The 26,023-nt window shown below is 63.5% G+C and carries 16 protein-coding genes and 1 tRNA gene; 3 read left to right on the plus strand and 14 right to left on the minus strand.

Annotated features, from left to right (window positions below; genetic code table 11):
- Nucleotides 1–39: 39 nt before the first annotated feature.
- From OB03_RS07510 to OB03_RS07525, 4 genes are read right to left on the minus strand one after another with little or no spacing between them, the layout of a single operon-like run.
- Nucleotides 40–402, minus strand: a complete 363-nt coding sequence (locus OB03_RS07510; RefSeq protein WP_461343711.1) for a hypothetical protein — start codon at nucleotides 400–402, stop codon at nucleotides 40–42.
- Nucleotides 399–947, minus strand: a complete 549-nt coding sequence (locus tag OB03_RS07515) for an autotransporter-associated beta strand repeat-containing protein (RefSeq protein WP_461343728.1) — start codon at nucleotides 945–947, stop codon at nucleotides 399–401. The genes OB03_RS07510 and OB03_RS07515 overlap by 4 nt, the downstream gene beginning before the upstream one ends.
- Nucleotides 832–1,404: a hypothetical protein gene (locus OB03_RS07520; protein ID WP_461343731.1), complete on the minus strand. Its 573-nt coding sequence runs from the start codon at nucleotides 1,402–1,404 to the stop codon at nucleotides 832–834. The genes OB03_RS07515 and OB03_RS07520 overlap by 116 nt, the downstream gene beginning before the upstream one ends.
- The gene (locus OB03_RS07525; protein ID WP_461343712.1) at nucleotides 1,380–1,616 is read right to left on the minus strand and encodes a hypothetical protein; all 237 of its coding nucleotides are present in this window, start codon (nucleotides 1,614–1,616) and stop codon (nucleotides 1,380–1,382) included. Before OB03_RS07525 ends, OB03_RS07520 begins: the two co-directional genes overlap by 25 nt.
- 557 nt (nucleotides 1,617–2,173) lie before the next feature.
- Between OB03_RS07525 and OB03_RS07530 the strand changes: the two genes are divergently transcribed.
- On the plus strand, nucleotides 2,174–2,344 hold the full coding sequence (locus OB03_RS07530) for a hypothetical protein (RefSeq protein WP_461343713.1): 171 nt from the start codon (nucleotides 2,174–2,176) through the stop codon (nucleotides 2,342–2,344).
- A 53-nt stretch (nucleotides 2,345–2,397) separates the two neighbouring features.
- On the opposite strand, the gene OB03_RS07535 is transcribed toward OB03_RS07530, so the two are convergent.
- Nucleotides 2,398–2,991, minus strand: coding sequence for a DUF4142 domain-containing protein (locus OB03_RS07535; protein ID WP_461343714.1), 594 nt, complete (start codon nucleotides 2,989–2,991; stop codon nucleotides 2,398–2,400).
- Nucleotides 2,992–3,164: 173 nt separating this feature from the next.
- Here OB03_RS07535 and OB03_RS07540 point away from each other — a divergent pair, with 173 nt between their 5' ends.
- On the plus strand, nucleotides 3,165–3,653 hold the full coding sequence (locus OB03_RS07540) for a YciE/YciF ferroxidase family protein (RefSeq protein WP_242914757.1): 489 nt from the start codon (nucleotides 3,165–3,167) through the stop codon (nucleotides 3,651–3,653).
- Nucleotides 3,654–3,711: 58 nt separating this feature from the next.
- Here the strand turns inward: OB03_RS07540 and OB03_RS07545 are convergent, their stop codons facing one another.
- Both OB03_RS07545 and OB03_RS07550 read right to left on the minus strand, forming a co-directional pair.
- The gene (locus OB03_RS07545; protein WP_461343715.1) at nucleotides 3,712–16,857 is read right to left on the minus strand and encodes a hypothetical protein; all 13,146 of its coding nucleotides are present in this window, start codon (nucleotides 16,855–16,857) and stop codon (nucleotides 3,712–3,714) included.
- A 231-nt stretch (nucleotides 16,858–17,088) separates the two neighbouring features.
- Complete coding sequence (locus tag OB03_RS07550) at nucleotides 17,089–18,138, minus strand: helix-turn-helix domain-containing protein (RefSeq protein ID WP_242914753.1); 1,050 nt, start codon at nucleotides 18,136–18,138, stop codon at nucleotides 17,089–17,091.
- A gap of 439 nt (nucleotides 18,139–18,577) precedes the next feature.
- Between OB03_RS07550 and OB03_RS07555 the strand changes: the two genes are divergently transcribed.
- Nucleotides 18,578–19,201, plus strand: coding sequence for a ribonuclease HII (locus OB03_RS07555; protein WP_461343729.1), 624 nt, complete (start codon nucleotides 18,578–18,580; stop codon nucleotides 19,199–19,201).
- Here OB03_RS07555 and OB03_RS07560 read toward each other — a convergent pair.
- From OB03_RS07560 to OB03_RS07590, 7 genes are all read right to left on the minus strand, one after another.
- On the minus strand, nucleotides 19,175–19,498 hold the full coding sequence (locus OB03_RS07560; RefSeq protein WP_242914751.1) for a hypothetical protein: 324 nt from the start codon (nucleotides 19,496–19,498) through the stop codon (nucleotides 19,175–19,177). The two genes, OB03_RS07555 and OB03_RS07560, sit on opposite strands and share 27 nt — an antisense overlap.
- Before the next feature lie 78 nt (nucleotides 19,499–19,576).
- Nucleotides 19,577–20,626: a DNA adenine methylase gene (locus OB03_RS07565; protein WP_461343716.1), complete on the minus strand. Its 1,050-nt coding sequence runs from the start codon at nucleotides 20,624–20,626 to the stop codon at nucleotides 19,577–19,579.
- A 132-nt stretch (nucleotides 20,627–20,758) separates the two neighbouring features.
- Nucleotides 20,759–22,192 (minus strand): pyruvate kinase, encoded by a 1,434-nt coding sequence (gene pyk, locus OB03_RS07570; protein ID WP_461343717.1) that lies wholly within the window; start codon nucleotides 22,190–22,192, stop codon nucleotides 20,759–20,761.
- 131 nt (nucleotides 22,193–22,323) lie between these two features.
- Nucleotides 22,324–24,006 (minus strand): alkaline phosphatase family protein, encoded by a 1,683-nt coding sequence (locus tag OB03_RS07575; RefSeq protein WP_461343718.1) that lies wholly within the window; start codon nucleotides 24,004–24,006, stop codon nucleotides 22,324–22,326.
- Between the two features lie 137 nt (nucleotides 24,007–24,143).
- Nucleotides 24,144–24,228 (minus strand) — tRNA-Leu (locus OB03_RS07580).
- Between the two features lie 21 nt (nucleotides 24,229–24,249).
- Nucleotides 24,250–25,683 (minus strand): M28 family peptidase, encoded by a 1,434-nt coding sequence (locus OB03_RS07585; RefSeq protein WP_461343719.1) that lies wholly within the window; start codon nucleotides 25,681–25,683, stop codon nucleotides 24,250–24,252.
- Between the two features lie 89 nt (nucleotides 25,684–25,772).
- Nucleotides 25,773–26,012 carry a DUF3297 family protein gene (locus tag OB03_RS07590; RefSeq protein WP_242914741.1) on the minus strand — a complete coding sequence of 80 codons (240 nt, stop codon included), beginning with the start codon at nucleotides 26,010–26,012 and terminating at the stop codon, nucleotides 25,773–25,775.
- Between the last annotated feature and the right edge of the window lie 11 nt (nucleotides 26,013–26,023).

The following is a 26,023-nucleotide window of genomic DNA, read 5'->3' on the forward strand; positions in this document are numbered from 1 at the left end:
GGAGCGCCTCACTGCCCAGAATGCCGCTGCCGGTAAGGATCAGCCGGTGCTGACTCTCACGTTACCACTGAGATTGTTGTTGGCCGAGGTCAGCGTCAGGCTACCGGGACCGGCAAGTGTCAGAGTGGGTCGTCCACTAAAGGTACCGTTATAGGTCGTGTGGCCACCACTATTGATGGTTAGGCTGGTCTCGAGGGTGATAGTGGACGCCGCCCCACTTCCCTGAAGCCCGCGAATTTGGACACCACCTTCGTTAGACGTGCTGCGCCACTCGACAAGCATGTGGGTGTCCAGGCCCAACTCGACTAGTGAAGCGAGGTAGGTGCCGCCAAGAATCCGGAAGTGGTCCGCGTTGATAACGGTCGGTCCGGTGTAGGTGTGCTGGTTCCCCGACATAGTCACTGTCGTTGAGGTAAGCGGATCCCCGAAGACCACAATACCGCCTGTCCCCCTGATGGTCCCGGACAGCACCGACCCGCATACGGGCCCAAAACCAGAGAGTTGCTACCCAGGTTCAAGGCCGCACCGTCGGCCATATTCAGTTGGTTCAAAGTGGGAGCGGAAGCTTGACTGAGATCAAGCCTCGCGCCGGAGGCCACATTCACCCCGCTGGTGTTCCAAATGCTTCCCCCACCAGAGATTGCAAGCGTGCCTCCCTGAATGTCGGTGACCCCGGTGTGAGAGAACTGGTTCGTTAGCTCCAGAGCACCGGACCCGGTTTTGATGAAATTGGCACCGGAGAGCAAAGCACCGGCATAGGTTACGTCACCACCAGTGACGTTTAAGGTAAGGTTCTTGCCTGCCCCGTAAAGGAGACCACTACCGGTAAGATTATTTAAAAACGACGCCGGTATAAGATCCTGAATAGTCAACAAGGGCGAAAGCACCAAGATTGACGCTGGCAGAACTTTCGATAGACCCTTCATCGCGAAATCTAATTTGACCATCTTCGACAAATGTGGATCCGGTATACGTATTCCTGCCGCTAAAGGTATGATCACCATCAACAATGCGGACTCCGCCGGTTCCATTGATCGTGCCCGTGTAGTTGGACATAGCGGACGCCCCGCCCAAAAGCAGCGAATTGGCACCCAGATCGATCGATCCGCCCCCGGCAAGTTGATATGCCCTGAGAGGGCCTGTCCCGCCCGAGATATCGAGGGTTGTTCCGTTGTTTAGCGCCAAATATAGATCAGGATGCGCCCGATAGCCCCCTTGTAACGAGACCCGCCCCTCGAAAATCGAGAGGCATCCAAGGCCGGCCAGATCGCCGCCGAGCACGAGGCTACCAGCCCCGCTTTTCTCGAGTGAACCGCCTCCTACGAAGTCGCCGTCAAAGGTATTGTCGACGCTGTTCTGCAACCTGAGCGACGTCAGGTTCAGCGTGACGCGGCTGCCAGCCACGCCATCAACCCCGTCAATCCTACCACTTCCGCGCCGAAGCTCGCGGTCTGGTCGCTGGTTTGCAGATCGATCACCTGCTGCGCCTGAGCGCCCTGTGCCGACAAGGCCAAGGCTGCTGATGCTGCCAACCCTGCCGCCGTAAACCGCGATTTAGAAGCACCCGCCTTAACCAAGGCCGTCGAACCGGACAGCACCACACGCAACTGAGACATACGCACCCCACGACAAAGACCCCTGGCACAGCCAGGGGCTTAAGCGTGAAAAATAACTGGCTGCGCCGATTCCCTGGCGCGTTTCCCCACCCCGTAACGGTAAAGCTTACCCGATACTTTTTCGTAAATTCCCGAATAAAGCGGGCAAGATCTCGGGTTAGTTAGCTCAGTATATTCAGTTATTTATACCATAGCGAGTAAGTCGGCGATTGCCTTACACCCATCGATGTCAGTTCTCTTGCCCGCTCGGTCGATGCGCTCAGCGATGGGGCGGTGACACTGTCTGAAACGGTTCATTCGGGAACAACAATACCTCCGGGACAGCTTCGTCAGTGCCTCACCCCCATCAAGGAGGGCACCATGCCTTCGCACTCCCCGCACGAGGACAAGCCTCCCGTTTTGAAAAGGCGAGGGTCCCTCATGCGCTTCCTGCTAATCCTGATCTCGCTATTTCTCCTGCTGTACGTCGCGGTCGCGGCAACGGGCTTCTTCAGGAACCAGTCGGAAGACGTTCAGAACTCCCCCGCCGCCCAAGGGCAAACACAGAAAGGTATGCCATGACCGATCAAACCAAAGGCCGCACCGAAAACGGCGCTGTACCCGTCACCAAATCCACGCCTGACGCCCCCGATAAGGGAGCGCAAAAGGCCCACGAAAAATCCCGCAAGCGCGCCGGACCCGACGGCCCTGACGCCACGGAAATCGGCGACACTTTCAAGAAGAAGTAACAAAAAAGGGGCGCTGTGATCGATCACAGCGCCCCTTGTTGTTGGCGGTTAAATCAGTTGGTCGATTGCACGTTCGCCAGCAGTTCGCGTGCGGTCTTCAGGTGGGCTTCGATCTTGGGGATCACGGTGCGCGCATGCTCGCGCAGTTCAGGCGCATCGGTGTTCTCGGTGAAGCCGCGATGCAGGGTCAGTGCTTCTTCGTGGGCTGCCACCTGCTGTTCAAGATAGGCCTTGTCGAAACCGGCCTTATCGGCACCGGCTAGATTGTCCAGCATGCCCTTTCGGCGCTCGTCCAGTTCATTGGCCGTGGCCACCCTCACACCGGCGCTGCCGACAGCGGTTTTAAGCTGCTCGGACGCGGCCGTGTGATCAGCCTTGATCATGCGAGCCAGCTCTTTGACCTTATCATTGGACGAATGCTGCAGGGCCAGATCGGCCGAGCGGATCTCGTACATATCGCCCATCGAGGCGCTCATGGCATAGGTTTCGGGATTGTTGGAACCCCAGGCGCTGGCGGAGACCTGGCCTACGCCTTCAGCCACCTTGTCCTGAGTTTGATCCACTGCATTGCGACCGTCATCGTTCGAGCAAGCCACCAGTAGTGCACTAGACGCGACGAGACCGGTCAGAATTAAAAGTTTGCGCATTTGAAAATCCTCCGTGCTTCCACAGAGAAACAGGATTTCACACGACGTCGTTGCCGTAAGTCGCCATCCGAACACAGATGATGTCGATCAAAGACCGATGTTGGACATGAGGAACAGCGCCGGACAAATCACCATTTTCAGCACACCCGTCCATCCTCTTCAGGAGAGCTGTTATGGCTGACAAAACGCTGAACGATCTGTTCTATGATACCCTGCGCGATATCTATTATGCCGAGCGCAAAATCCTGAAATCGCTTCCTAAAATGGCTCGCGCTGCACAGTCTCCCGAGCTCAAGGCTGCTTTTGAAAAGCACGAGACGCAAACCGAAGGCCAGATCGAGCGACTGCAGCAGGTATTCGAGATCATCGGCAAGGCAGCCCGCGGCAAGACCTGCGACGCCATCGAAGGCATCATCGCCGAGGGCGAAGAGATCATGGAGACCTACAAGGATACCTCCGCTCTGGATGCAGGTCTGATCGCTTCGGCCCAGGCCGTCGAGCACTACGAGATCACCCGCTATGGCACCCTCAAACGCTGGGCACAGGTTCTGGGTATGGACGATGCAGCCAAGCTTCTGGACGAAACGCTTCAGGAAGAAAGCCAGACCGATACCGATCTGACCGGACTGGCCGACGCACAGGCCAATCAGGAAGCCGCCTGATAAAAAAACGACGGGCCCCGTCAGGGACCCGTCCTCTTTTTTTACCGCCGTGACGGGATCAGAACTGCCAGCGAACGCTGACAGATCCGGTGTGGACATTGGCCTTGTCGCCCAGCTGGCCGTCGTAGCCCGCCTGGAAGGAGACGCCGGCGTCGGTGACAACCTTGGCCTCAAAGCCCAGCTTCCAAGCGCTGCGGTCCAGCGGCGTCGTGATCAGAGCCGGATCAGACGCCGTCTTGGAGCCGATAAGCTGGATCGGCAGGTAGATGCCATCCTCGGAGCGATGCACGCGACCTGCCGTAATCGCGAGATCGGCACGCACGCCGCTGGCCGGATCGAAGGTCCAGCCCGAGGTGATCTTGGGCTCGATGGCACCGATCCACTGGGTATCGGACACCACGCGTGCGCCCAGACCATCCCAGCCTTCTTCCTTATATGCGCCGGTGTGCAGGGCCGTGGCCTGTGCATTCAGCGCCGGACGGAAGAAGAAGTCGCCCGCACGGATGGTGTGACCCAGTTCGGCACCCAGTTGGGCATAGCCGTTCTGGCCTTCCGACTTGGCAGTCATGACATCGAACACATAGCCGTAGCGCTGGCTTTCCAGCCATTGCCAGCCCGCCGAGGCGTTGAGCTGCAGCTCGGTGCCCTTGGCCCAGCGACGCGCCGCGCCGATGCCGACGTCAAAGCCGTCGCCTTGAGTGCTCATTCGGCCATTGCTGATCTGCTGGCGTGCGAGGCTGTTATAGCCGCCCGCCAGTGCCACAGCCCAGTCGCTGTTCAACTGTTGCTGCATACCAAAGCGTGCGTTGAACACACGGCTGGTCGCGCCCCAGTACTCGCCCGTGGCCTCCTGATCGAAGGCCGTGGTGGAACCCTTGCCCCAGACGCAGCGCTCGTTCGCCGACGCAGCAACATCGCAACCGAACAGCTGGTTGGCGAAGCTGGTTGCCCCGTAATACTGGGTCTGCATGGAGGCGACGTGGCCCTCGGGGTTCAGCTCGGCGAAGATGGACTGGTACAGGTCTTCCTGACCGGCCACCATATTGCCCAGAGCCGACATCAGACGACCGATACCGGTAGCGCCGCCGGTCTCCAGAGCCGAATCCATGTGACCGCCAAGGCGGACCTCGTTCGGACGCAGGAAGGACTGGCCAAAGTCGCTGTCCACCAACAACTGGATACCCTCGTCGCTGGCCTTGAGCGCGAAGTTGAGCGCCAGCGTGCGTTGCGGGTTTGCGGCGTTCACAAAGCTCTCGCCCGCCACGTCGAACAAGGTGATCGGCTTCAGGTCTTCTAGCCAGACAAGGTTGATATCCACCGTGCCGTTGACCACCGCATCACCGGAAACCTTGACCTGGTCCGAGGCATAGCTGCCAAAGGCCACGTCAAACAGGGTACGACCCGTCGCCGTCTGGACGAAGTTTCCGTCCAGTTCGACCGTCGTGATCGCACGCGCCCCGAGATACAGGTTCTCGACCGCCGGCAGCAGGTCGTCGTAGTCGCCGAAGGTTTCACCCGCAGCCAGATCAACCGGCCAAGACGAGGCTTCCAGACCCAGTCGCAACACGCCCTCGTTCGTGAAGGTCGCTGCGCCGGCCGGTACCGCCACCGCCGAAGGCGACATCGAGCGGGCCGACAGGGTCGAGATGCCGCTGTCACGCAGGCGGATGGTGTTGAAGGCGAGGAAGCTGCCATCGACGCCGTTCAGGAAGCGGTTGTCACCGCCGCCCAGATCGATGTTACCGGCTACCATACCGTTGTTGACGACGGTATCGTTGCCACCGCTTGCGCGGATCGCCCAGCCGGAAATGGCCGAGAGGCTGGTCGCAGTGACGATCTGGTTGTTCAGACCACCTTCCAGTTGGATACCGGCACCATTGCCCGAACCGCCGCGCACTGCGCCGTCCAGGTTTATGCTGATATTGCCTGCGCCATCCGAACCTGCGCTCTGGGCGAAGACCGCGACACTGTTCTGGCCCACCGCATAGACGGCGTTGCCGAACGCCAGGTCGATCTGTCCACCCGCACCGGCACCATTGGCCGAGCCAGCGAACAGTCCATCGACCCAACCGCCGCCGCCGCCCAGAGACTGGGCAATCGCGCCATAGGCATTGTCGCCCGAGGTCACCACGACATCGTTCTGGCGCAGGAAGATCGACTGACCGTTGCCGCCGTTATCGGCCGACAGATCGAGCATACCGCCCGCCAGATCACCGAAGACGGCACCACCGCCACCACCGATGGATTGCAGCACCAGACCGTGGGCAAAGATGCCCGAAGTATAAACGCCGCCGCCATGCGTCAGCGAGACACCACCCGCATCGCCGTACGTGCCCGAGTGCCCGCCCAGCACGACATCAGCCGCAGACTGGCCCTGAACGCGGACAGTACCGCCGCCGCCGCCAATCGACTGCAGCACCAGACCGACAGCGTGGTTGCCGAAGGTCTGCGTGCCGCCGTTGAACAGGCCGGTGACGTCGTTGCCGCTCGCTCCCGTTGCGTTCGTCGCACCCAGCAGGATTGCGCTGCCAGTATTCGCACCATCGAACGAAGCGGTCAGCGAGCCGCCGCCACCGCCGATGGATTGCAGCAGGGTGCCGATACCGAAAGCTCCGCCCGTAAGGACATCGCCGGTCTGGGTGCGGCTGATTGCGCCGCCCCGCTCGTTCAGCGACAGGGACGCACCCAGTTGCATCTGCGATTGGCCGATAAGGCCGCCTGCATCCGCCGAAAGGTTGACGCGCGCTACGCCGCCGCCGCCGCCGATGGCCTGGGTCAGAATGGCCGTGGCCATGTCACCCGTTGCCGTCAGGTTGCCGCTGTGCGCGGTCAGGATGTCACCCGCAGAGTTGGACGAACCATTCTGGCCACCGAGAGCCACGGTGAACTCGACCGGTACCGCGCCCGCCTGCAGAGCAGCCGATGCGACGCGGGCCTTGAGGTCGACCGTACCGCCGCCACCGGCAATCGATTGGGTCAGGTCGCCAATGGCACCCGCACCCGCCATCTGGAAGCTGCCCGTGGTGGTCACATCTACGCGGTTGGCGTTCATGCCCGACGCGCCGTCCGCGCCCATCTGAACCAGCGCCGCCGGATCCAGCGGTGCCGGAGCCAGAGGATCGTTCCCGAGCTTCTCGTCGATAAAGCCGACAATGCCGTCCAGATCCAGCGCCAGCGTGCCGCCGCCGCCGTTGATACTCTCGGCCTTGATGGCCACCGAGTTCTCGCCCAGCACCGTGATGTCGCCGGTGTGGTTCACGATGACGTTGCCGCCCGCACCACCGACCCCGCCACCTGTCAGGCCCAGCGCGAACGCCAGCGTATTGTTGATCGCCATGGCGTCGAGGTCGGTGCCTGCCGAAATGCCGAAGTTGGCATTACCGCCGCCGCCGCCAATCGACTGGGCCACGATACCGTGCGCGCCATCGCCACGCGTTCCGATCAGGCCCGAGTTGTCGACAGTGACGCTGCCGGCATAGCCGCCTTCACCACCACGACCGCCAAGGCTGAGACCTGCGCCGAAGCTGCCGTTACCGCTCAGACCGGCCTGGATATTGACCACAGTGGCACCGTTACCGCCGCCGCCGCCGATCGATTGGGCGAGGATGCCGTATGCGCGTGCGCCTTCGGTCAGGATGGTCCCGCTGAACTCCTCGCCCGACACAGCGCGGTTAGTCACGGTGACATCACCGCCCACGCCGCCTTCACCGCCCGAGCCGCCGATGTTGGCGACCACGCGGTTGTTGCTGTTACCCGGCGCAAAGGTGGCCGCAATCGACACGACCGACCCTGCGTCACCGCCGCCGCCGCCAATGGCGTTGGCGCTAACGCCGATGGCGTCTGCGCCGCGGGTGTAGATCAGACCCGTGTTGGTCACATCCACATCGCCCGAAGCGGCACCGACGCCGCCCGAACCGCCGACGTTCAGCTCGATGGACTGGCTGTCAGCCATACCCTGCAAGGTATAGTTGAGGACATTGCCCGCGACACCGCCGCCGCCGCCGATCGACTGGGCGCGCACGCCATAGGCATTGGCCCCCGAGGTCAGGATACGGCCTGCGTTATCGACCAGAACGTCACCGCCCAGCGCGCCATCGCCGCCGTTGCCGCCAACGGCCAGAGATGCCGTTGCCAGGCTGGCGTTCGCGGGCGGCTTGATGGCTTTGTTGGAGATCTGGACGCTGCTGCCAGCGCCGCCACCGCCGCCGATAGCCTGTGCGAGGATACCGTCGGAATAGGCACCCGCCGTCTGGATGACCCCCGTGTTGAAAGCGCTCACGTCGCCGGACAGTGCGCCCTGACCGCCGGTTGCACCGATAGCCACAGCTACCGACGTACCCGACAGGCCGGTGGACAGTTCACCCGCCGCGCCGCCGCCGCCGCCGATCGACTGGGCAAAGATACCGCGGGCTTCACGACCCGTGGTGACCAGTTCACCGGCAAAGCGGACGCTGACGTCGTCCGCGGTTGCGCCCAGACCACCTTCGATACCGACTGCCAGCGAGCCGCCGTAGGACTGCTCGTCCTCGGTTTCATAGCCGAAGCCGATTTCGTGGTTGCTGGACGCGCCACCGCCGCCGCCAATCGACTGGACCAGAATGCCGTCGGCATTGTCGCCCAGCGTGTAAATACGGCCTTCGGCGTCAACGTCGACAGTACCGCCCTCACCACCGGAACCACCCTTGCGGCCGATGCTGATGTCGACAGAAGCCGAGGCACCTTCGGCCATCGAGATGTCGTTGCCGGTGCTGCCACCGCCACCGCCGATGGACTGGGCCAGAATACCGGTGGCACCGCGCCCCTGGGTGATGATGTCGCCGATGTGCTCGACGCTGACAGCCTCGCCGCGACCGGCAGCCCCCGTGCCACCGCCCAGCGCAACCGTCATGGAAGCACGTGCATCACGGAACAGGCCTGCCGCGACGTTATAGGTGGCGTTACCGCCACCGCCGCCAATCGACTGGGCGACAATGCCCTTGGCCAGATTGCCTTGGGTGACGATGTTGCCGTTGTGACGGACATCCACGACGTCGCCCGAGCCTGCGCCTGCACCCGAGCCACCAATGGCCATAAGGATGCCGACTTCGCTGCCCTGCTGGCCGGAGCCGGTAGGCTTGAGGCCGAGCGCAAGGTTATAGGCTGCGTCGCCGCCGCCGCCGCCAATCGACTGGGCGACCACACCGCTGGTGCCTTCGCCGAAGGTGCGGATAAGGCCCGGGGCAGCAGTTTGAACACCGCCTACCTCGGTCCAGCCGCGGGTGACCGTTACGGAACCGGCGTTGCCGCCCGAACCGCCCGAACCGCCCATGCCCAGCGCGATGGGCGAGCCTGCACGCGAGATCGCACCCGCGACATTGATGCCGCCGCTACCGCCGCCGCCGCCAATCGACTGGGCGAGCACACCTGCGCCACCACCGGTGAAGTCGGTGCTGGCAAACTCGGTGCCGCCATCGATGGTGGAGACCACCTTGGAATTGACGAGGATGTTGCCGACGCTGGTGAAGTTCACGTCACCGGCGTCATCGCCCGTGCCGCCCATGCCACCGATGCCGGCAGACACTGCGAACGAGTTCTTGTCGCCGATAGAGGCCGCCGCCGAGACGTTCAGGCCGCCCGAGCCGCCACCGCCCGCGATGGACTGGACCAGAGCGCCGACCGTGTCCTTGCCCTCGACCACGATGTTACCCGAATGGAGAACCGTGACATCGTCCGAGCGACCGCCCGCACCGCCAAAACCACCAATGCCGAAGACCACTGACGGCTCGGAGGTATATTGGTCGGCCTGGAAGCCCCCGGCCACATTGATGGCACCGGCACCGCCGCCACCGCCAATCGATTGGGCCAGCAGACCGCGGGCCAGACTTCCTGCTGCGAACAGGTTGGCATCCACGGCCAGATCGACCGTCGAGCCGATGCCGCCGTCGCCGCCAAAGCCGCCCATACCCAGCGTGAGTTGTCCGTCTAGGGTGATACCGCCAGCGACGTTAATGCCGCCGTTACCGCCGCCGCCACCGATGGACTGGGCCATAACAGCCGAACGGTTGTCACCATTGGCCTGAACCTGAATCCGCTCCGCATTCGTCGCCGAACCGACCGTCAGATCGACACGGCCTGCGTCACCGCCGGCACCACCAAAGCCCCCCAGACCGAGGGTCGCGGTGCGCGTATCTGCCGATTGCGGAGGCGCAAAGGCGATGCCCCCCGAAACATTGAGGCCGCCATTGCCGCCGCCACCGCCGATGGACTGGGCGACGACGCCGTTTGAACCGTTGTCGCGACGACGCAGCTGTGTGGTCTCGCCCTCTTCATTGACAAAGGTTTCGACGAAATCTGTTGCGGCACCCGAGGCCCAGACATTGCCCTGAACATTGCCCGTGACATCGCCTGCGTTACCGCCGCCGCCGCCGAAGCCGCCGACGCCGATGGTGATGGCCGTGGCCGTGCTGCCGTTGGTGAACGACATGCCTCCGGTGACATTGATGGCTCCTGCACCGCCGGAACCACCGACCGATTGCATCAGCACGCCGTCGGCATTTTCGCCCATGGTCTGGGTGTCACCCAAGCGGGTGAAGTCCACGTCCGATGCCGAGCCGCCTGCGCCGCCAAAGCCGCCCAGACCCATGCCGACCGAGACGCTGTTGCCCTGGCTGAAGGACAATGCACCGGTGACATTGATACCGCCTGCACCGCCACCGCCGCCGATGGACTGTGCCACCGCACCGAAGGCGTCCTTGCCCTTGGTGTAATAGGTTCCGGTGACCGTGCCCTCGACGCGACCCGCATCGCCGCCGCCGCCGCCGAAGCCGCCGACGCCCAGACCGATGGATGCGCCGGTCGAGCCTGCCGTCAGAGCGACGGAGCCGGTGACATTCAGGCCACCCGAGCCACCCGAACCGCCGACCGACTGCAACATGGTGCCCCATGCGCCATCGCCCATCGTCGTGACATTGCCGGTTAACGTGCCCAGCACGTCACCTGCGTTACCGCCAGTTCCACCGAAGCCGCCCAGACCGAAGCCCAGCGCGCCTGCGGTCTGTTGCGAACCGGCGATAACGCCCGAGACGTTCATGCCGCCCGAACCGCCGCCGCCGCCAATCGACTGGACCAATGCCGCGTAGGAGCCGCGACCCTGCGTGTAGATATCGCCTGCGTAATCAACCGATGCATTGCCCGCATCGCCGCCTGCGCCGCCAAAGCCGCCGACGCCGACCGAGATGGCCCCCGCGCCTTGCAGACCCGCTGCGATGCTGCCCGAGACGTTCATACCGCCCGAGCCGCCACCGCCGCCGATGGACTGATAGGTCAGGCCTGCGCTGTTGGCCATCTGGGTACCGATATCACCGCGCACCAGGCCGCTGACGTCCGAGGCATCACCGCCGTCGCCGCCAAATCCGCCGACGCCGACGGTTACGGTCCCGCCGCTCTGCGAGGACGCCGCGATACCGCCGCTGACATTCAGGCCGCCAGAACCGCCGCCACCGCCAATCGACTGGGCGACAATAGCATTGGCACCAGCCATGCGGGTGACGACGTCACCTTCGAGGTTGGCCGTCACCGTACCGGCGTCACCGCCGCCGCCGCCCATGCCGCCCACACCGACGCCGATGTTACCCGCACCTTGAGTGGCTGCCGTGATGTTGCCCGTGACGTTAAAGCCTCCCGAGCCGCCGCCGCCGCCGACCGACTGGGCCAGCAGGCCTGTCGCATCTTCGCCCGAGGTGTCGATGCTGCCGATGATGTCGGCCAGAACTGCACCGGCATTGCCGCCGTCGCCGCCCGTGCCGCCAAGGCCGACCGAGATGTTGCCCGCTCCGGTGCCCGCCGCGGAAATACCGCCCGCGACGTTAAAGCCGCCAGCGCCGCCACCCCCGCCAACCGACTGGGCCGTGATCGCCACAGCGCCCTTACCGGCAGTGATGGCTGCGTACTGACCGGACGTAATCTGCGCGCCCGTGACCGACAAGTTCACCGCGCCCGCATTACCGCCAGCCCCGCCGCTGCCGCCCAGACCAAAGTTGATCGAGCCCGAGCCCGTGCCCGCACCCGTCACGCTACCGGCCACGTTAAAGCCGCCGGCACCACCGCCGCCGCCCAGCGACTGGGCAATGATGGCGCGTGATTCAGTGCCCGCTGTACGCGTCAGACCTTCCAGGGTGACATTGACGTCACCGGCATTACCGCCCGACCCGGCCGAGCCGCCCAGACCAATCGAGATCGTGCCCGAACCGGTGCCCGCACCGGCTATGCCGCCCGATACGTTGAAGCCACCGGCACCGCCGCCGCCGCCGACCGACTGGGCGACCACAGCATTGGCATAGCTGCCACGCGTTTCCACATTGCCGGTGATATCCAGTTCGACCAGGGCCGCGTGACCGCCACCTGCGCCTGAACCGCCCATGCCAAAGGCCAGACCGCCCGCACCGATGCCCGCGCCGCTGGCGTCGAAGGCCACGTTGAAGGCACCGTTACCGCCGCCGCCACCGATGGATTGCGCCACCACGGCTTCGGAATAGTTGCCCAGCGTCAGCACATTGCCGATCACCTCGGCATCCACAGTGCTGCCGTCGCCACCGCCCGCGCCCGAGCCGCCGAGGCCGACGCTGATCGAGCCTGCGCCCATGCCAGAACCCGAGATTGCACCGGAGACATTCATGCCGCCTGCACCGCCAGAGCCACCGACCGATTGCGCGAGGAAGGCCGTCGCGCTGTCGCCGCTGGTCTGGATGGACTTGGCCTTGGCTATAACCGCTGCGGCATTACCGCCGCCGCCGCCCGACCCGCCCAGACCCACGCTGATCGAACCCGAGCCGAACGCTGCGCCGCCGATACCGCCCGACACGTTGAAGGCACCGGCACCGCCGCCGCCGCCAATAGACTGCACGATCATACCGAACGAGCCACGTCCTTCGGTGATGATGGTGTCGTTGGCCGTCGCGGTCACAGTGCCGCCGTTACCGGCCCCACCGCCGCCGCCGCCGAGACCGACAGAAATGCTGCCCGAACCCAGACCGGCCGCAATCGAGCCGGACACATTGAAGCCGCCCGCGCCGCCACCGCCGCCGATGGACTGGGCCACATAGGCGTTCGAGTAATCGCCCTTGGTGCCGATCTGGCCGTCAGCGGTCGCAACCACTGCGCCCGCATCGCCAGCCGAGCCGCCCGAACCACCCAGACCAACCGAGATCGATCCCGCACCCAGACCGCCCGCGATGGAACCGGAGACATTGAAGCCGCCGTTACCGCCGCCGCCGCCGATCGACTGTGCGACCAGACCGTCGGACATCATGCCTTCGGTCAGAATATCGTCACCGACATAGGCCGTGACTGCACCGGCGTCGCCGCCGCTGCCGCCAGCACCGCCCAGACCGACGGTGATTGCGCCACTGCCCAGACCGCCTGCAACGGCACCCGAGATGTTGTAGCCGCCGCTGCCGCCGCCGCCGCCAATCGACTGCGCGATGAAGGCCGTCGACAGCATGCCTTGGGTGTAGATTTGTCCTAGAACGCTTGCGTCCACCATGCCACCGGCACCGCCGCCACCGCCGGTGCCGCCAATGCCCACGGCAATGCCCAGACCGCCGATGCCACCGGAAACCGAGCCGGAAACGTTATAGCCGCCGCTGCCGCCACCGCCGCCGATGGACTGGGCTACGAAGCCATTGGACAGAATGCCATAGGTGGAGATGTTGCCGTCGATCACACCGATGACACTATTACCGGCCTGTCCCTGACCACCACTGCCGCCCAGACCGACCGTGATGGCCGGTGCAGCAATGCCGCCAACGCCGGTTGCAATGCTGAAGCCACCGTTGCCGCCGCCGCCCGAAATAGACTGGAGGAGGACACCCGTCGCGCCCATCCCCAAGGTGGAGATGTTGCCGGTGTAGTTGATATCCACAACGCCGCCACGGCCGCCATTGGCACCGTCGCCGCCGATGGTCGCCGTCACGGCCGCGCCGAGACCACCCAGCACGCTTGTGCCGATGCTAAAGCCGCCGTTACCTCCGCCGCCGCCAATCGATTGGGCGACCAGACCCGAGGCGAAATCGCCGCGCGTCGTGATCGAGCCACCTGCATCGCGCATGGTGATGTTGCCGCCGTCGCCGCCGGCGTCACCCGAGCCGCCGATGGCGACCGAGACCGCAGCGCCGACAAGGCCCGTGACACTATTGGCGATGGTGAAGCCGCCGTTCCCGCCGCCTCCGCCGATGGACTGCAGCAGCAGACCGGTCGAGTTGGAGCCGCCGCGCGTCTCGCCGTCAAAAGTGCCGGTGTTGATGCGGGCAAAGCCGGTATAGTTCACGGCATCGCCATTGCCGCCGCCAGCGCCGTCGCCGCCGATGGCAACCGCTACGCCTGCACCCGCACCGATAGCCGTCGAAATGGCATAACCGCCGTTACCGCCGCCCCCGCCGATCGACTGCGCCAGCACGCCATAGGAGCGATCACCGTTCGTGGTGATGACGCTGGCAGCATCGGGATTGTTGCTTTGGTTGATGGTGACAACACCGCCCTTGCCGCCGCCAGCGCCGTCGCCGCCGATGGAAACCGAGGTCAGGATCGCCGCCGAGACGGTCGAGCCGCCGTTACCGCCGCCCCCGCCAATCGACTGAGCAAGAATGCCGTGCGAGTCATCGCCCGTCGTAATCAGGCTGCCGCTGTTGGTCACGGTTACAGCGCCGGCAGCGCCGCCCTTGGCACCGTTACCGCCGATAGCCATGAAGAAGCCGCCGGCATTCGCGCCGTCACCGCCGCCCCCGCCAATCGACTGCGCTTGAATGGCGGTCGACATCTTGCCGCTGGTGACGATGCTACCGGAGTTGGTGGCAGCGACTGCAGCACCGCTGGACTCAGCGGAGCTGGTCGCGCCGATGCGGGCTACGCTGCTACCGCCGACGCCGCCAGTACCGCCTGATGCGAACACGCCGCCTGCGGCACCGGCCGCACCGCCGCCGCCGCCGATCGATTGTACCAGCATACCGCGCGACAGGTCGCCGGACGTCCTGATGGTCCCAGTATTGGTGACCGAAGCCGTGCTTGCGTTACCACCGGCCGAACCCTTGCCGCCCAGAGCGACAAAGCCACCGGTTGCCCCGCCGCGGCCACCGCCACCGCCGATGGACTGGGCGATGATCGCATCTGCGCCGGCCCCGCCCGTGATGATTTCGCCCTGATTGGTGACAGTGACCTGATTGGCATGGCCTGCGCTGCCACCGCCGCCGCCCAGCGACACGAAACCGCCGCTGCTGCTGCCGTCACCGCCGCCACCGCCAATCGACTGGGCCACAATACCTGCCGAGGTCAGGCCGGAAGTGTGGATGGTGCCGCTGGCACCGACATTGACCGTGACGCTCGAAGCGCTACCGCCGATATTGCCGCCGACGCCTAGAGCCACAGCCCCCGCCGTCGTACCTGCGGTACCGCCGCCGCCACCGATCGACTGCGCAAGAATGCCGTAGGCACCAGCGCCATGCGTCTCGAGGTCTGCGTTATGATAGACTTGGACCGAGCCGCCGTTACCGCCCACGCCACCGCGTGAGCCCATGGCCACAAGGCCGCCGGACGTGCCGCCCGTACCGCCACCGCCGCCGATCGACTGGGCCACGATACCGTGCGAGCCGCTGCCGTCCGTATAGATATAGGAGCCCTCGAGCGTGGTAACGCTGACCGCGCCGCCGTTACCGCCCGAACCGGCGTGACCACCCAGCGCGGCCAGACCACCGACGTTACCGCTATCGCCGCCCTGACCGCCAATGGACTGGGCCAGAATGCCGAAGGAGCCTTGCCCCCAAGTTGCGATGTTGCCGCCGTTGGTCACACTGACCGAACCGCCGTGACCGCCCCAGCCCGCGTCGCCGCCCGCGCCGAACAGGCCATAGGACGAGCCGCTGTCACCCGCACCGCCGCCCAGCGATTGTACCAGCATGCCGTGGGAACGCGTCCCCGTGGTCGTCACGTCCAGACGGTTGTTGACGGTGACCGAACCGCCCGAGTTTGACGAGCCGCCATTGCCTGCACTGCCGGTCGTCGCCCAGCTGTCACCGCCATTACCACCACGGCCTGCACGGCTCTGGATGACGATGCCATGCGCATTGCTGCCGCTGGTGGTGACGCTACCGTTACCATTGAGCGTGACATTGACGGTGCCGCCCGAGCCGCCTTGCCCGCCCGACTTACCGCCGCCAGCCAGGTTGACGTAGGAGCCGCCACCATGGCCGCCGTTACCGCCGATGCTGGCGTAGGTGATCCCTGCACCCCCGTTTGCAGTGATGGCGTTATCGACCTGCTGCGTCACATTGACCGCAGGACCGGTCTTACCGGCGCTGCCCGACGATGCAGGGATAAAGAAGACGCCCGTACGGCCGTTACTGCCGTTCGACCCGCGCTGGATGACCGTAATTCGGCCCGAACCGCTGCCCGACACGGCGGTGTCTTCAGGTCGTACGGCGTCGATCCCGCCATCCGCCAGGCTCGTCACAGTTTGAAGCGAACCGCTGGCAACAGGAGGGGTATAGCCCGGGCTTCCGACCGTCCCGCTGGCAGGCGTGCCGTAGACGATCTCGTAGATCGGCACATCGGGCTGGCCCGCCTCGCGATAGACCGGAACGCCGCTGGCGTTGAGGACATAGGTGTCAACCGAGGTGCCATCCATCAGCTTATAGCCGATGACGGTTGTCGTGCCGGTGGGATTGCCGTCAGCGTCCGGAACCGAGTTCGGGTCGGCTATCGAAGTGCCCACCGTCGGGACGTTAAAGATGAAGTATTCTGTGCCCGTCGCATCGATAGCGACGACACCCATGGCCACAACTTCGGTGATGGTCAGTTGGGCGTTGGAAATCGGGTGTACAATGGCACCGCCCACATCGGCCGCCGCAGCCAGCCCCGGCAGCGCCAGAAGCGCGCCACCCGTCAGCGCCGCAAAGGCCCGCGCCAGAGACTTGAGCGAGAAGAGAACGTCGCGGCCGCGCGGGCGCTCGGCCTCGACTGCCGCAGGCATTTCCATCAAGGCGACCAGGCGATCAAGGCTGGCGCGCAGGCGCTCCGCACCCTTGGTCGAAGCCTCGCCCAGTGTCGCGCGAACGGCCTCGGCCTCGCTGCGGACGATCCGGCGCAGCTCCATGTCTGCGGCATGGATATCCAGCTCACCAACGACCTTGTCGACGATGGCTGCAATGCGGTTCATCTCGCGCGACGTGATTTTCATCTCTTCCCCCAAAGTGCAGTCTGCGACGCTCACCGTTTTCCGGAATAGTCGACGCGACGCTGCCACCCGGACACAGGGGCGGCACAGTTTCATGCGATGCTGCTAGAGTCGCAGAGGGGACACGGTCAACGCCCCTCGCTTTATAGTTTCATATTAATTTCAAAGACTTTGCCGAACGTCTCATAGACTGTTCCGCACGTCTCAGGCTCTCGCCCGTTAACCTTCCGGCGGTCACCTCATCGCGGCCAACCATCGACTCCAGTCGCTTTCGGATCCGGCGCCGCTTGATCGTCGGGCCCTCCCCTTCGCAATGTTGCGGAAATCGCGAGGCGACATGTCGAACAAGGCCTTGAAGGCGCTGCTGAATGCCGACGGATTGCTGAACCCCCACAGCGCGGCAATATCGGCAATCGTCCGGTGGCTCTGGCCGGGATCGACTAGATCATCACGGCAGCGATGCAATCGCCTCAGGCGCAGATAGTTCACGAACCCGCCGCGCGGCTCCATCATCCGGTAAATCGTGGCGCGGGATATGCCAAAGGCCATCGCCACCTGTTCTGCCGTCAAATAGAGGTCGGACAGGTGCTGCTCGATGTATTTGCGTACCGGCAGCCACGCCGCTGCCCGAACCGAGGAAGCATATTCAGGCGAGATCGTGCCGTTCAAGGCGGCGGCAGCCAGTGCCAGAGTCGCGCCCTGCACTGAAAAAGCCTGCGCCTCGGTCATATGCGGAGCCGCCTCGTACAGCGCCATCAGGTGCTTGCGGAAAAGGGCCGTCAGGGGGTCTGCCGCCACCAGCCGCTGCCCCGCATGGGCGTCGGAGTCCAGCAAAAGCGGCTCCAGCACACGGCGCGGCATCACTAGGTCCACCGAGCGATAGGCAGTCGAGTCCGTCTCGATCTGCTGGCTCATGTCGACCATGAGCATGTCGCCGTTCGACAGCACCTGCTCCGACCGTCGGGTGCGCGCCACGCGCTGGCCATCGACGTAGAACTGCATCAGGAAGTAGTCGAGACCGTCAGAGGCGATCAGAGCTGCGTTACGCTGGGTCTTTTGTGCGCAGCTGGTCACGCTGCCGAACATCAGGTCGCCGGCGTGATAGGCATCAACCTTGGCGTAAAACGTCGCGTCGGTGATGGCAGAGATTTCCCATACCGAAGCGGCTGTCTCCTGCCACACTCCGATGCGCGATTTTTCCGGTAGCAACGTGGTGTCGAGGACGGAACGCGCGATGCGCGCGTCGCCATCTATACCCTCGCGGTCACGTACACCGACTGCCATCCACCAACCCACAACACCGAGGCACGCCGCAAGGGCATGTTCAATCGATCACAAAATCTAAAGATAAATACAAATGGGTCGACGAGATCATCAGACCCTGAGAACCGATACGAGGCGATTTATTAACGAGGCATTAATAGTCAAGCTTACCCGACCACCCGGCGACACAGGGCTGCACCGTTGTCACCTGTGTCTCAACTATTTGAGACTCATGTTATAGTAAAGGTTGCGCAACCAAAACGGACTAAAATCCCGAACACGTATGCCGCTCGCCATTCTTTAGAAAAGCTACATTCCTTACAACCAGAACGATCCCCGAATTTTACTTCGAATGAAGCGCTTGGGACCTAGCCATCGACGACCGGACAATGCGATAGCAGAATCCATGACGACCTCGACCCAGCGCGCCCGCGTAAAGCCCACCAAAGCTCCATTGACGATGGAACTGGAAAACCGGCTGTCGGCAATTTGCGGGGGTCCGGTGTGCGGTATCGACGAGGCAGGCCGCGGTCCCTGGGCCGGTCCGGTCACCGCCGCGGCGGTCATCCTCAACCCGCTGGACATCCCGCACGGATTGAACGACTCCAAAGCGCTCACAGAAAAGCGTCGCGAAGCCCTGATGCCTGTCATCAAGGAAAAGGCCATCGCTTGGGGGATCGGTCACGCCAGCGTCGAAGAAATCGACCGCATCAATATTCTGCGCGCCACCGAACTGGCGATGCAGCGTGCGGTCGCCGCTCTGGCTGTCACGCCTGCGGGTGCTCTGATTGATGGTAACTACAAGTTCAAACTGCCGTGTCAGGTCGATACTGCAGTCGGGGGCGACGGGCTTTCGCTCTCTATCGCCGCAGCGTCCATTCTAGCCAAAACCACCCGCGATCACCTGATGATCGCTCTGGATGCCGAAAACGCTGGCTATGGCTTTGCCAGCCATAAGGGGTACGGGTCACCCCAACACCGCGAGGCATTGAGATTGTATGGTCCTTGCGCCGTACACCGCAGGTCCTATGCGCCGATCAAAGTCTTGTTGACGGCTTTAGAGGATGAACAGCCCGCCGAGTAGGAGGCAGGCGCTGCCGACCGCTATTGCACCCATAAAATAGGCAGAGCGGATTTCCTGATCGGCGGTTTCAAAGTCATCCAATGGTTCGAATTCGGCGTCTTCCACGTCGTCTTTGCGATCAAGCAGATCGGCAAAGCCATAGAAATCTCTGCGAGCCTGATCGGCTTTGCAGAGCCTGCGCCATTCGGTTGCCTGTCTGTGGGGCCGTCCTAAACGCTCGGCCGCACGATACGCCTCGGCAGCGCGCTGTGCGCGAGCCTCGGATACTGCAGTATAGTTTGAAACGGGTACGGACATATGCGGGTAACGACCGCAAAACCATGATGTTCCAAACGGCAAAGCTGCCTTATTTTGGCTCTATCTGTGGCAAAACCATTAACCAGACGTTGTTATGTGACTTAAGTCTATAGGCTTTGCCGTAGAAATGAACAGCCGCTCAACATTCCGAAGTCTTCCAACTTCCCCGACGCGTTCGCCTTTTAGATTGTGAATACCTATGCGCGCACCGACATATCGAGGCCGTGGTATCTCGATCACTTGTACATTACCGCGACGACCCAATAGAGCCTCCATATCTTCGCGCGACAGATAGCCCTCGTCGTTAAAACTTATGACGAGATTGGGGGCGTGGAGGTTGTCGATCACCGAAGCCAGGGCGGCTTTGATGCGGGGCTTGGAGTTGAAGTCGCTCTTGCGGCTACGCACATCCACACGCTTGCGGGCGACGCCGTAAGTCTCCGGCTTGTCCCACAGCACGAGGCTTTCCCAGCAGTGATAGTTCGCAAGGTAGGAGTGCTGGTTGTACGGCGGGTCCAGATAAACCAGATCGGCTTCGATTTGGGGCGCAATGGCGACGGCGTCGGCGTGGGTCGCTACACAAGTTCCCGAAGGTACTGCGGGCAGGATATCGGGCAATCTCAACTGCAGAGGCTTTAGCGCGCGCGGCGCCCACTGCTTCATATAGGCCATCTGCAGGCCGGCCGTGGAATCCACACGGTCCGCTGCTTCCATCAGGGCGACCAGCACGACCGCCTTCAGTTCCGGCTCCAGATCCATACGCTCGATGCGTTCGCGCATGGCGTCGATGCGCGCCCCGTTCTCGGGGTGGAAGAAGCGGGCTTCCTCGCAGAAGTTGCGTGTGAACCATCCAGCTTCGGGTGTAACCTGCCGAAGCTCCTCCAGAACAGTCTCTGTCTTTGCCAGCCAGCGTTCGCGGTCGGCCTGAACATAGGCGGTGGCCAGCGTATGGGCGTAGGCGTTGTGGTCGTTCGACCAGACCTGATAGCCCATCTTCTTGAGGTGATGCCCGACGCGGGCAGAGCCGGAAAACAGGTCACAAACCCGACCGCCATCCGGCAAAATGGCCTGAATAGCCATACCCACCTGCCCCAGAAGGGCACGTTTGGAGCCGATATATTTGATCATGCGACACACCGACTCATAGCCGCTATCGTAGCCTGTCCTACCCCCTAGCGGTCAATTGGGCGCAGCCAACTAAAGCGATACCCTTCGCATTGCGGCCGTTCGCCTATTCAGCATCCGACTTCCGTGCGTTTCTTAACCGCCGGAAGGTCCGGACGGCGCGCGAGCGAGGCGTAGCAGGTTCGCCGCACCCGGTGCCCCGAACGGCGTGCCGGCAAGGATCAGGATACGGTCGCCTGCCTTCGCCAGCCCGTATTCGACGGCGGCGGTGACCGCATCGTCCGTCAGGCCTTCCAGCGATTCAGGCTGACGCCCCAAACGCGGCTCCAATCCCCACACCAGCGCGAGACGACGCGCCGTGTCCGGATTGGGCGTCAACGCCAGAACCGGCTGCAACGGCCGCTCCCGGGACATACGCCGTGCGGTACTGCCCGTGGTGGTGAAGGTGACGATACAGCTCGACGAAGCCGCTTCTGACGCCTTGCGCGCAGCCGCGACGAGGGCATCGACGTCCCCGATCTCCATGCCCGCGTGTTCGGCATCCATCAGGCCGGGCCACAGCGGATCGCGTTCGACCCGCTCAGCGATGCGGTTCATGATGCCCACCGCTTCGAGGGGATACATGCCCGCCGCCGTCTCGGCAGACAGCATCAGGGCGTCAGCCCCTTCATAAACGGCGTTGGCCACATCGGACGCCTCGGCCCGGGTCGGTGCCGGTGCCGAGGTCATGCTCTCCAGCATCTGCGTGGCCACGATAGCGGGCACGCCACGCTGGCGCGCCGCACGCAGAATCTGCTTCTGCGCCACCGGAACGTCCTCGGGATGCATCTCCACCCCCAGATCGCCGCGCGCCACCATCACACCGTCGCAATAGTCCAGAATGGCATCGAGCGATTGCAGGGCCTGAGGCTTTTCGATCTTGGCCAGACAGGCGGCGCGTCCGCCCACGATGCGGCGCAGCTCCGCCATGTCCTCGGCCTTCTGCACAAAACTGAGAGCTACCCAGTCCACGCCGATCCGCAGCGCGAAGTTCAGGTCGTCCCGGTCCTTCGGCGTAAGGGCGGACACCGGTACGATCGCATCGGGCACAGCCACGCCCTTGCGGTTGGAGAGGCCCGAGCCACTCTCGACCTCCACATCGGCCCACTGCGGCGTGGCCTCCAAAACACGAAGGCGCACACGGCCATCATCGATCAGCAGCGCCATTCCGGCGCGCAAAGCCGCAAAAATTTCCGGATGCGGCATCTGCACGCGCGTCGCATCACCGGGCGTCGGATCAAGGTCGAACCGCATCCGGTGCCCCCGCTCCACCGCAATGGTACCCTCGGTGAAGGTTCCAAGCCGCAGTTTAGGGCCCTGTAGATCGGCAAGCACACCCAACGGTCGCTGCACCGCCATTTCGGCCCCCCGCACCGCCTTCAGCGCCGCAGCATGGTCCTGATGACTGCCATGGCTGAAGTTCAAACGGAAGACGTCGACCCCTGCCTCGGCCAGGGCTCTGACCATCGAGGGCGAGTTACTGGCAGGCCCCAAGGTGGCGACGATACGGCTGCGACGGGCGCGGTTCATTCAATCTGTTTCCTCATCCGGCCCGGGGGCCTTGGCCGATCTGACGCGGCCTTTGCCCCTTTGTGCCAATGAAAAGCCGGGGACGTAAGACGCCCCCGGCTTCAAGAAACACGAGTTTATGTCGATTTCGCTTATTCGACCGGACAGACCGGGCTTTCACCCAGATTGAGATCGATGCAGCGACCATCCAGCTTCGGCGTTTCCACCTCGATGATATTGGCCAGCGTCGGGGCGATATCGATGGTGCGGATCGGCATGAAGCGTTCCTGACCGGCAGCATGCGGGGTCCAGAAAATGATCGGCACCTTGCGGTCATAGTTCCACGGCTGTCCGTGGGCCGACATATTGCCACCCAGTCGACCGCCCGTCGCGACACCCGGCTTGAGCGCCGTCATCAGATCGGCCGAGACGCCATCCACGGCCGACAGACGCATGCGCTCGCGCACGGTCAGTTCTTCCGGCTGGATCGTATCCACGATAGGGTCTTGAAGAAGCTCGTCGCGGAAGACGACCATGGCAAAGTCCCCCTTGCTGTCCAGCATCGGAACAGCCGCGCGGGCGATCTGGCTCCGCAGCGGTTCAGCCAGAGCACGTTTCTGCGTATCTACGATGCGCAGGCCCGACGAACCCCGTTGCAGCGGGTCGAAGTCAAGATTGAACTGCTGGCGCAGGGCGGCGTTGGCCTCCTCCACCACAGCAAAGCTGGCGCGGTGGGCATAGGGGAAGCCGCGGGCGTGGGTGCGTTCAATAATGTCGGCACCGCCATGGTCTGCGGTGAGGGCCAGAACGACCCCGCCCTCGACCTTGTCCAGCTCGCTCAGGAAGTCGCCCAGCGCCGCATCCAGACGCATCAGTTGCTCGCACATCTCGGGCCCTTGCGTGCCGTAGGTGTGGCCGATCTTGTCGGTAGCCGACAGGGACACGCCCAGCATGTCGACGGCCTTGCCCTGACCCAGACGTTGCGATTGCAGCAGATAGGTTGCCGCCTTCAGGGTTTCTTCGTCCTGGGTCGGAGAACCGTCAAAGCCGATGTTCTGCGGCGGAACGACCGACTTGAACGTGCCGTCCACGACCTCGATGTCCTCGGCCAGCGACTGGCAGTAGGCGTTGTTCGCCTTCCAGTTCTGGCCCTGTTCAGCGGCGGGGAAGCGGGTGTTGTACTGTGCCACCGGAGCCAGACGCTCTTCGGCGCTTTCGCCTGGACGCACAAAGGTGGTCAGGCCAAAGCCTTTGGTGAACCAGAAGGCGCGACCATTGTGGCCTGCAAGGTTCATGGCACCGCGATCCTTGCCCGACACGGCGAACACTCGGCTGTCCGGACGTTGCACCTGCAGCCAGTCGCCCAGCGTGTCGACCTTCAGAAGCTCGGTGCCGACATTGCCGTTGTCGGTGATTTGACCGTGCGCCAGCGTATTCACTTCGGATGCGAGGCAATAGCGGCCTTCGCCCGTGGCGTCATCGGCGCTGAAGTTCACGCCGATGCCGGTGTGGGTGGGGTGCATACCCGTCAGAACGGTCGAGTGACCGGGGCAGGTCTCGGTCACGCCGTGCGTCTGGAAGCCGTTGGCGTGGACCAGACCTTCATCGATCAGGCGCTTGAAGCCGCCCGTGAAGCGGCTGCGGTACTGGTTGAACAGGTTGGCGCTCAACTGGTCGACGACGACGGTGACGACCAGACGCGGCCCCGCATACGCTTCTGCTTCGTCGCTTGCGCCTTGCGCAACCACAGCACCAACCGGAGCCGCCGTAGCGGCCATGGGAGCCAGCGCCACAGTGGCGGAGACAGCGGACAGAAGAAGTCGTTTAAACAGCATTCACTCAACCTTAGCCGTAATCGGCACAATCGCAGTCCGGTCGGCATAAACCCTGACGGTGAAGGATGCACGACAAAGCCGCACCGTGAGAACGATGCGGCTGTAATTTCCGGTCGTAGTGACGCTTCAATGCATCGTGGTGCGAGCGGCGGGGGTCGAACCCGCAAGACCGAAGTCGGCAGATTTTAAGTCTGCTGCGTCTACCAGTTTCGCCACGCTCGCGACGATGATTGCCTCCGCGATTCACTCTTCGCGGGCAGAACCCGTCTGTGCCGCAGCAATGGCCCGGAAGTCTACATCTGAATCTGCAATCAGCTTCACAAGAGCCGTCCACGCCGCAACATTCTGGCGAAGTTGGGCGGGATCGATCTTATCCAGGGTATCATTGGCCGTATGGTGCAGGTCGAAATAGCGGGTCGCATCCTGCTTCAGACCAAAGACCGGAACGCCACCGCGCGCCAACGGTCCGACATCGGCACCGCCAAACCGCTCCTCGCCGCCCTCTTCGATATTCAGAGGGGCAAGCACCCGATAGGCGATCTTTGCAAAGTCGCTGTTCAAAGTGCCGACAGGCAGACCCACGGCATAGACATTGTCCGCGCCAAGATCGCTCTCGCCCGCCACAATGTGCTTCTCGATAGCCTCGCCGATGCCGCGCACATAGGCTCCGCCGCCATTGCCGTGCGAGACGGGCTGGTTCACCTCTTCCGAGCCGTACAGGATCACACGAATGGTGCGCGCCGGACGGCCAGCCTCGGCAATGATTTTGGCCGCTGCAATCGTGATGCCACCGCCCGCCGCATCATCGAACGCGCCGGTGCCGATGTCCCAGCTGTCGAGGTGCGAGCCCAGCACGATGACCTCGTCGGGGCGGGTCGCGCCGGTAATGTCGCCGATGACGTTCTGGCTGTGGGTTTCATAGGTCCGCGCCGTCGATGACAGCTTGAGACGCACAGGCTGGCCCATCTCGATCAGACGGTTCAACTGGTCGGCATCCGGTGCCGCCAGCGAGAAGGACGGCAGCGGCACCTTGCCGTCATGATATCCGGTGGTGCCCGTGTGCGGCATGCGGTCGTGATCTGACCCCACCGAGCGGATCACAAACGCCGTGGCACCCTGATCGGCAGCGGCCTTGGGCCCCTGCGTGCGGATGCGCGAGCGCGGTCCATAACCCGATCCTTGGCGGTCGGCGACCATCTGGCCCGGATCGACGTAAACGATCTTGCCGCTGAGCGAACCCGCCGGCGCGGCCTGAATGTCTTCAATGCTCTCGACACGCACCACCTCGGCCTCGATGCCGCCAGCGGGGGTCGCGATAGAGTGGCCCAGTGCGCCACCGATGAGCTTTTGTGCGTGGGCACCGACAATCTCGATGCTCTCCTCACCCCGTTCCCACCCCACCAGCGGGAAGGATTCAATCCGCACATTCTGGAAGCCATTGGCGCGCATCCAGTCCGCCGCCCACGCGGCTGCATCCTGCTCGGACTTGGAGCCTGCCGGGCGCGGGCCAAAGCGCGTCGTGATCTCGCGCGTGAAGTCGAATGCGATGTTGTCGGAAAGAGCCTTGTCTCGCAGGGCCTCTGCGGCGGCGACGGTCGCCGCGTCCTGTGCCGATGCCGTGGTGGAAAGAAGACAGGCAGCAAATACGCCTGCCAGCAAACACGATTTCAGCGACATGGACGTCCCCTCAGACAAAATGACATGAGAGGAAACTAGCGGGCGGAGGCTGCGACCGAAAGTCACAATTCCTCCACCCGCCAGGAGAATTACTCGCCCTTCAGGAAGGGTTCGACTTCGCCCTGAAGCTTGATGGTCAGGGCCTTGCCGCGACGGTCAACGCGGTTTCCTACGGCCAGACGGACCCAGCCTTCCGAAACGCAGTATTCTTCGACGTTGGTTTTTTCTTCGCCCTTGAAGCGAATGCCGATGCCTTTCATCAGCAGTTCGGCGTTGTGGTACGGGCTGTCAGGGTCAACCGACAGGCGGTCGGGCAGAGCGTCAGACATGACGGGCATCC

It is taken from the genome of Brevundimonas sp. GN22 (genome assembly GCF_054824005.1).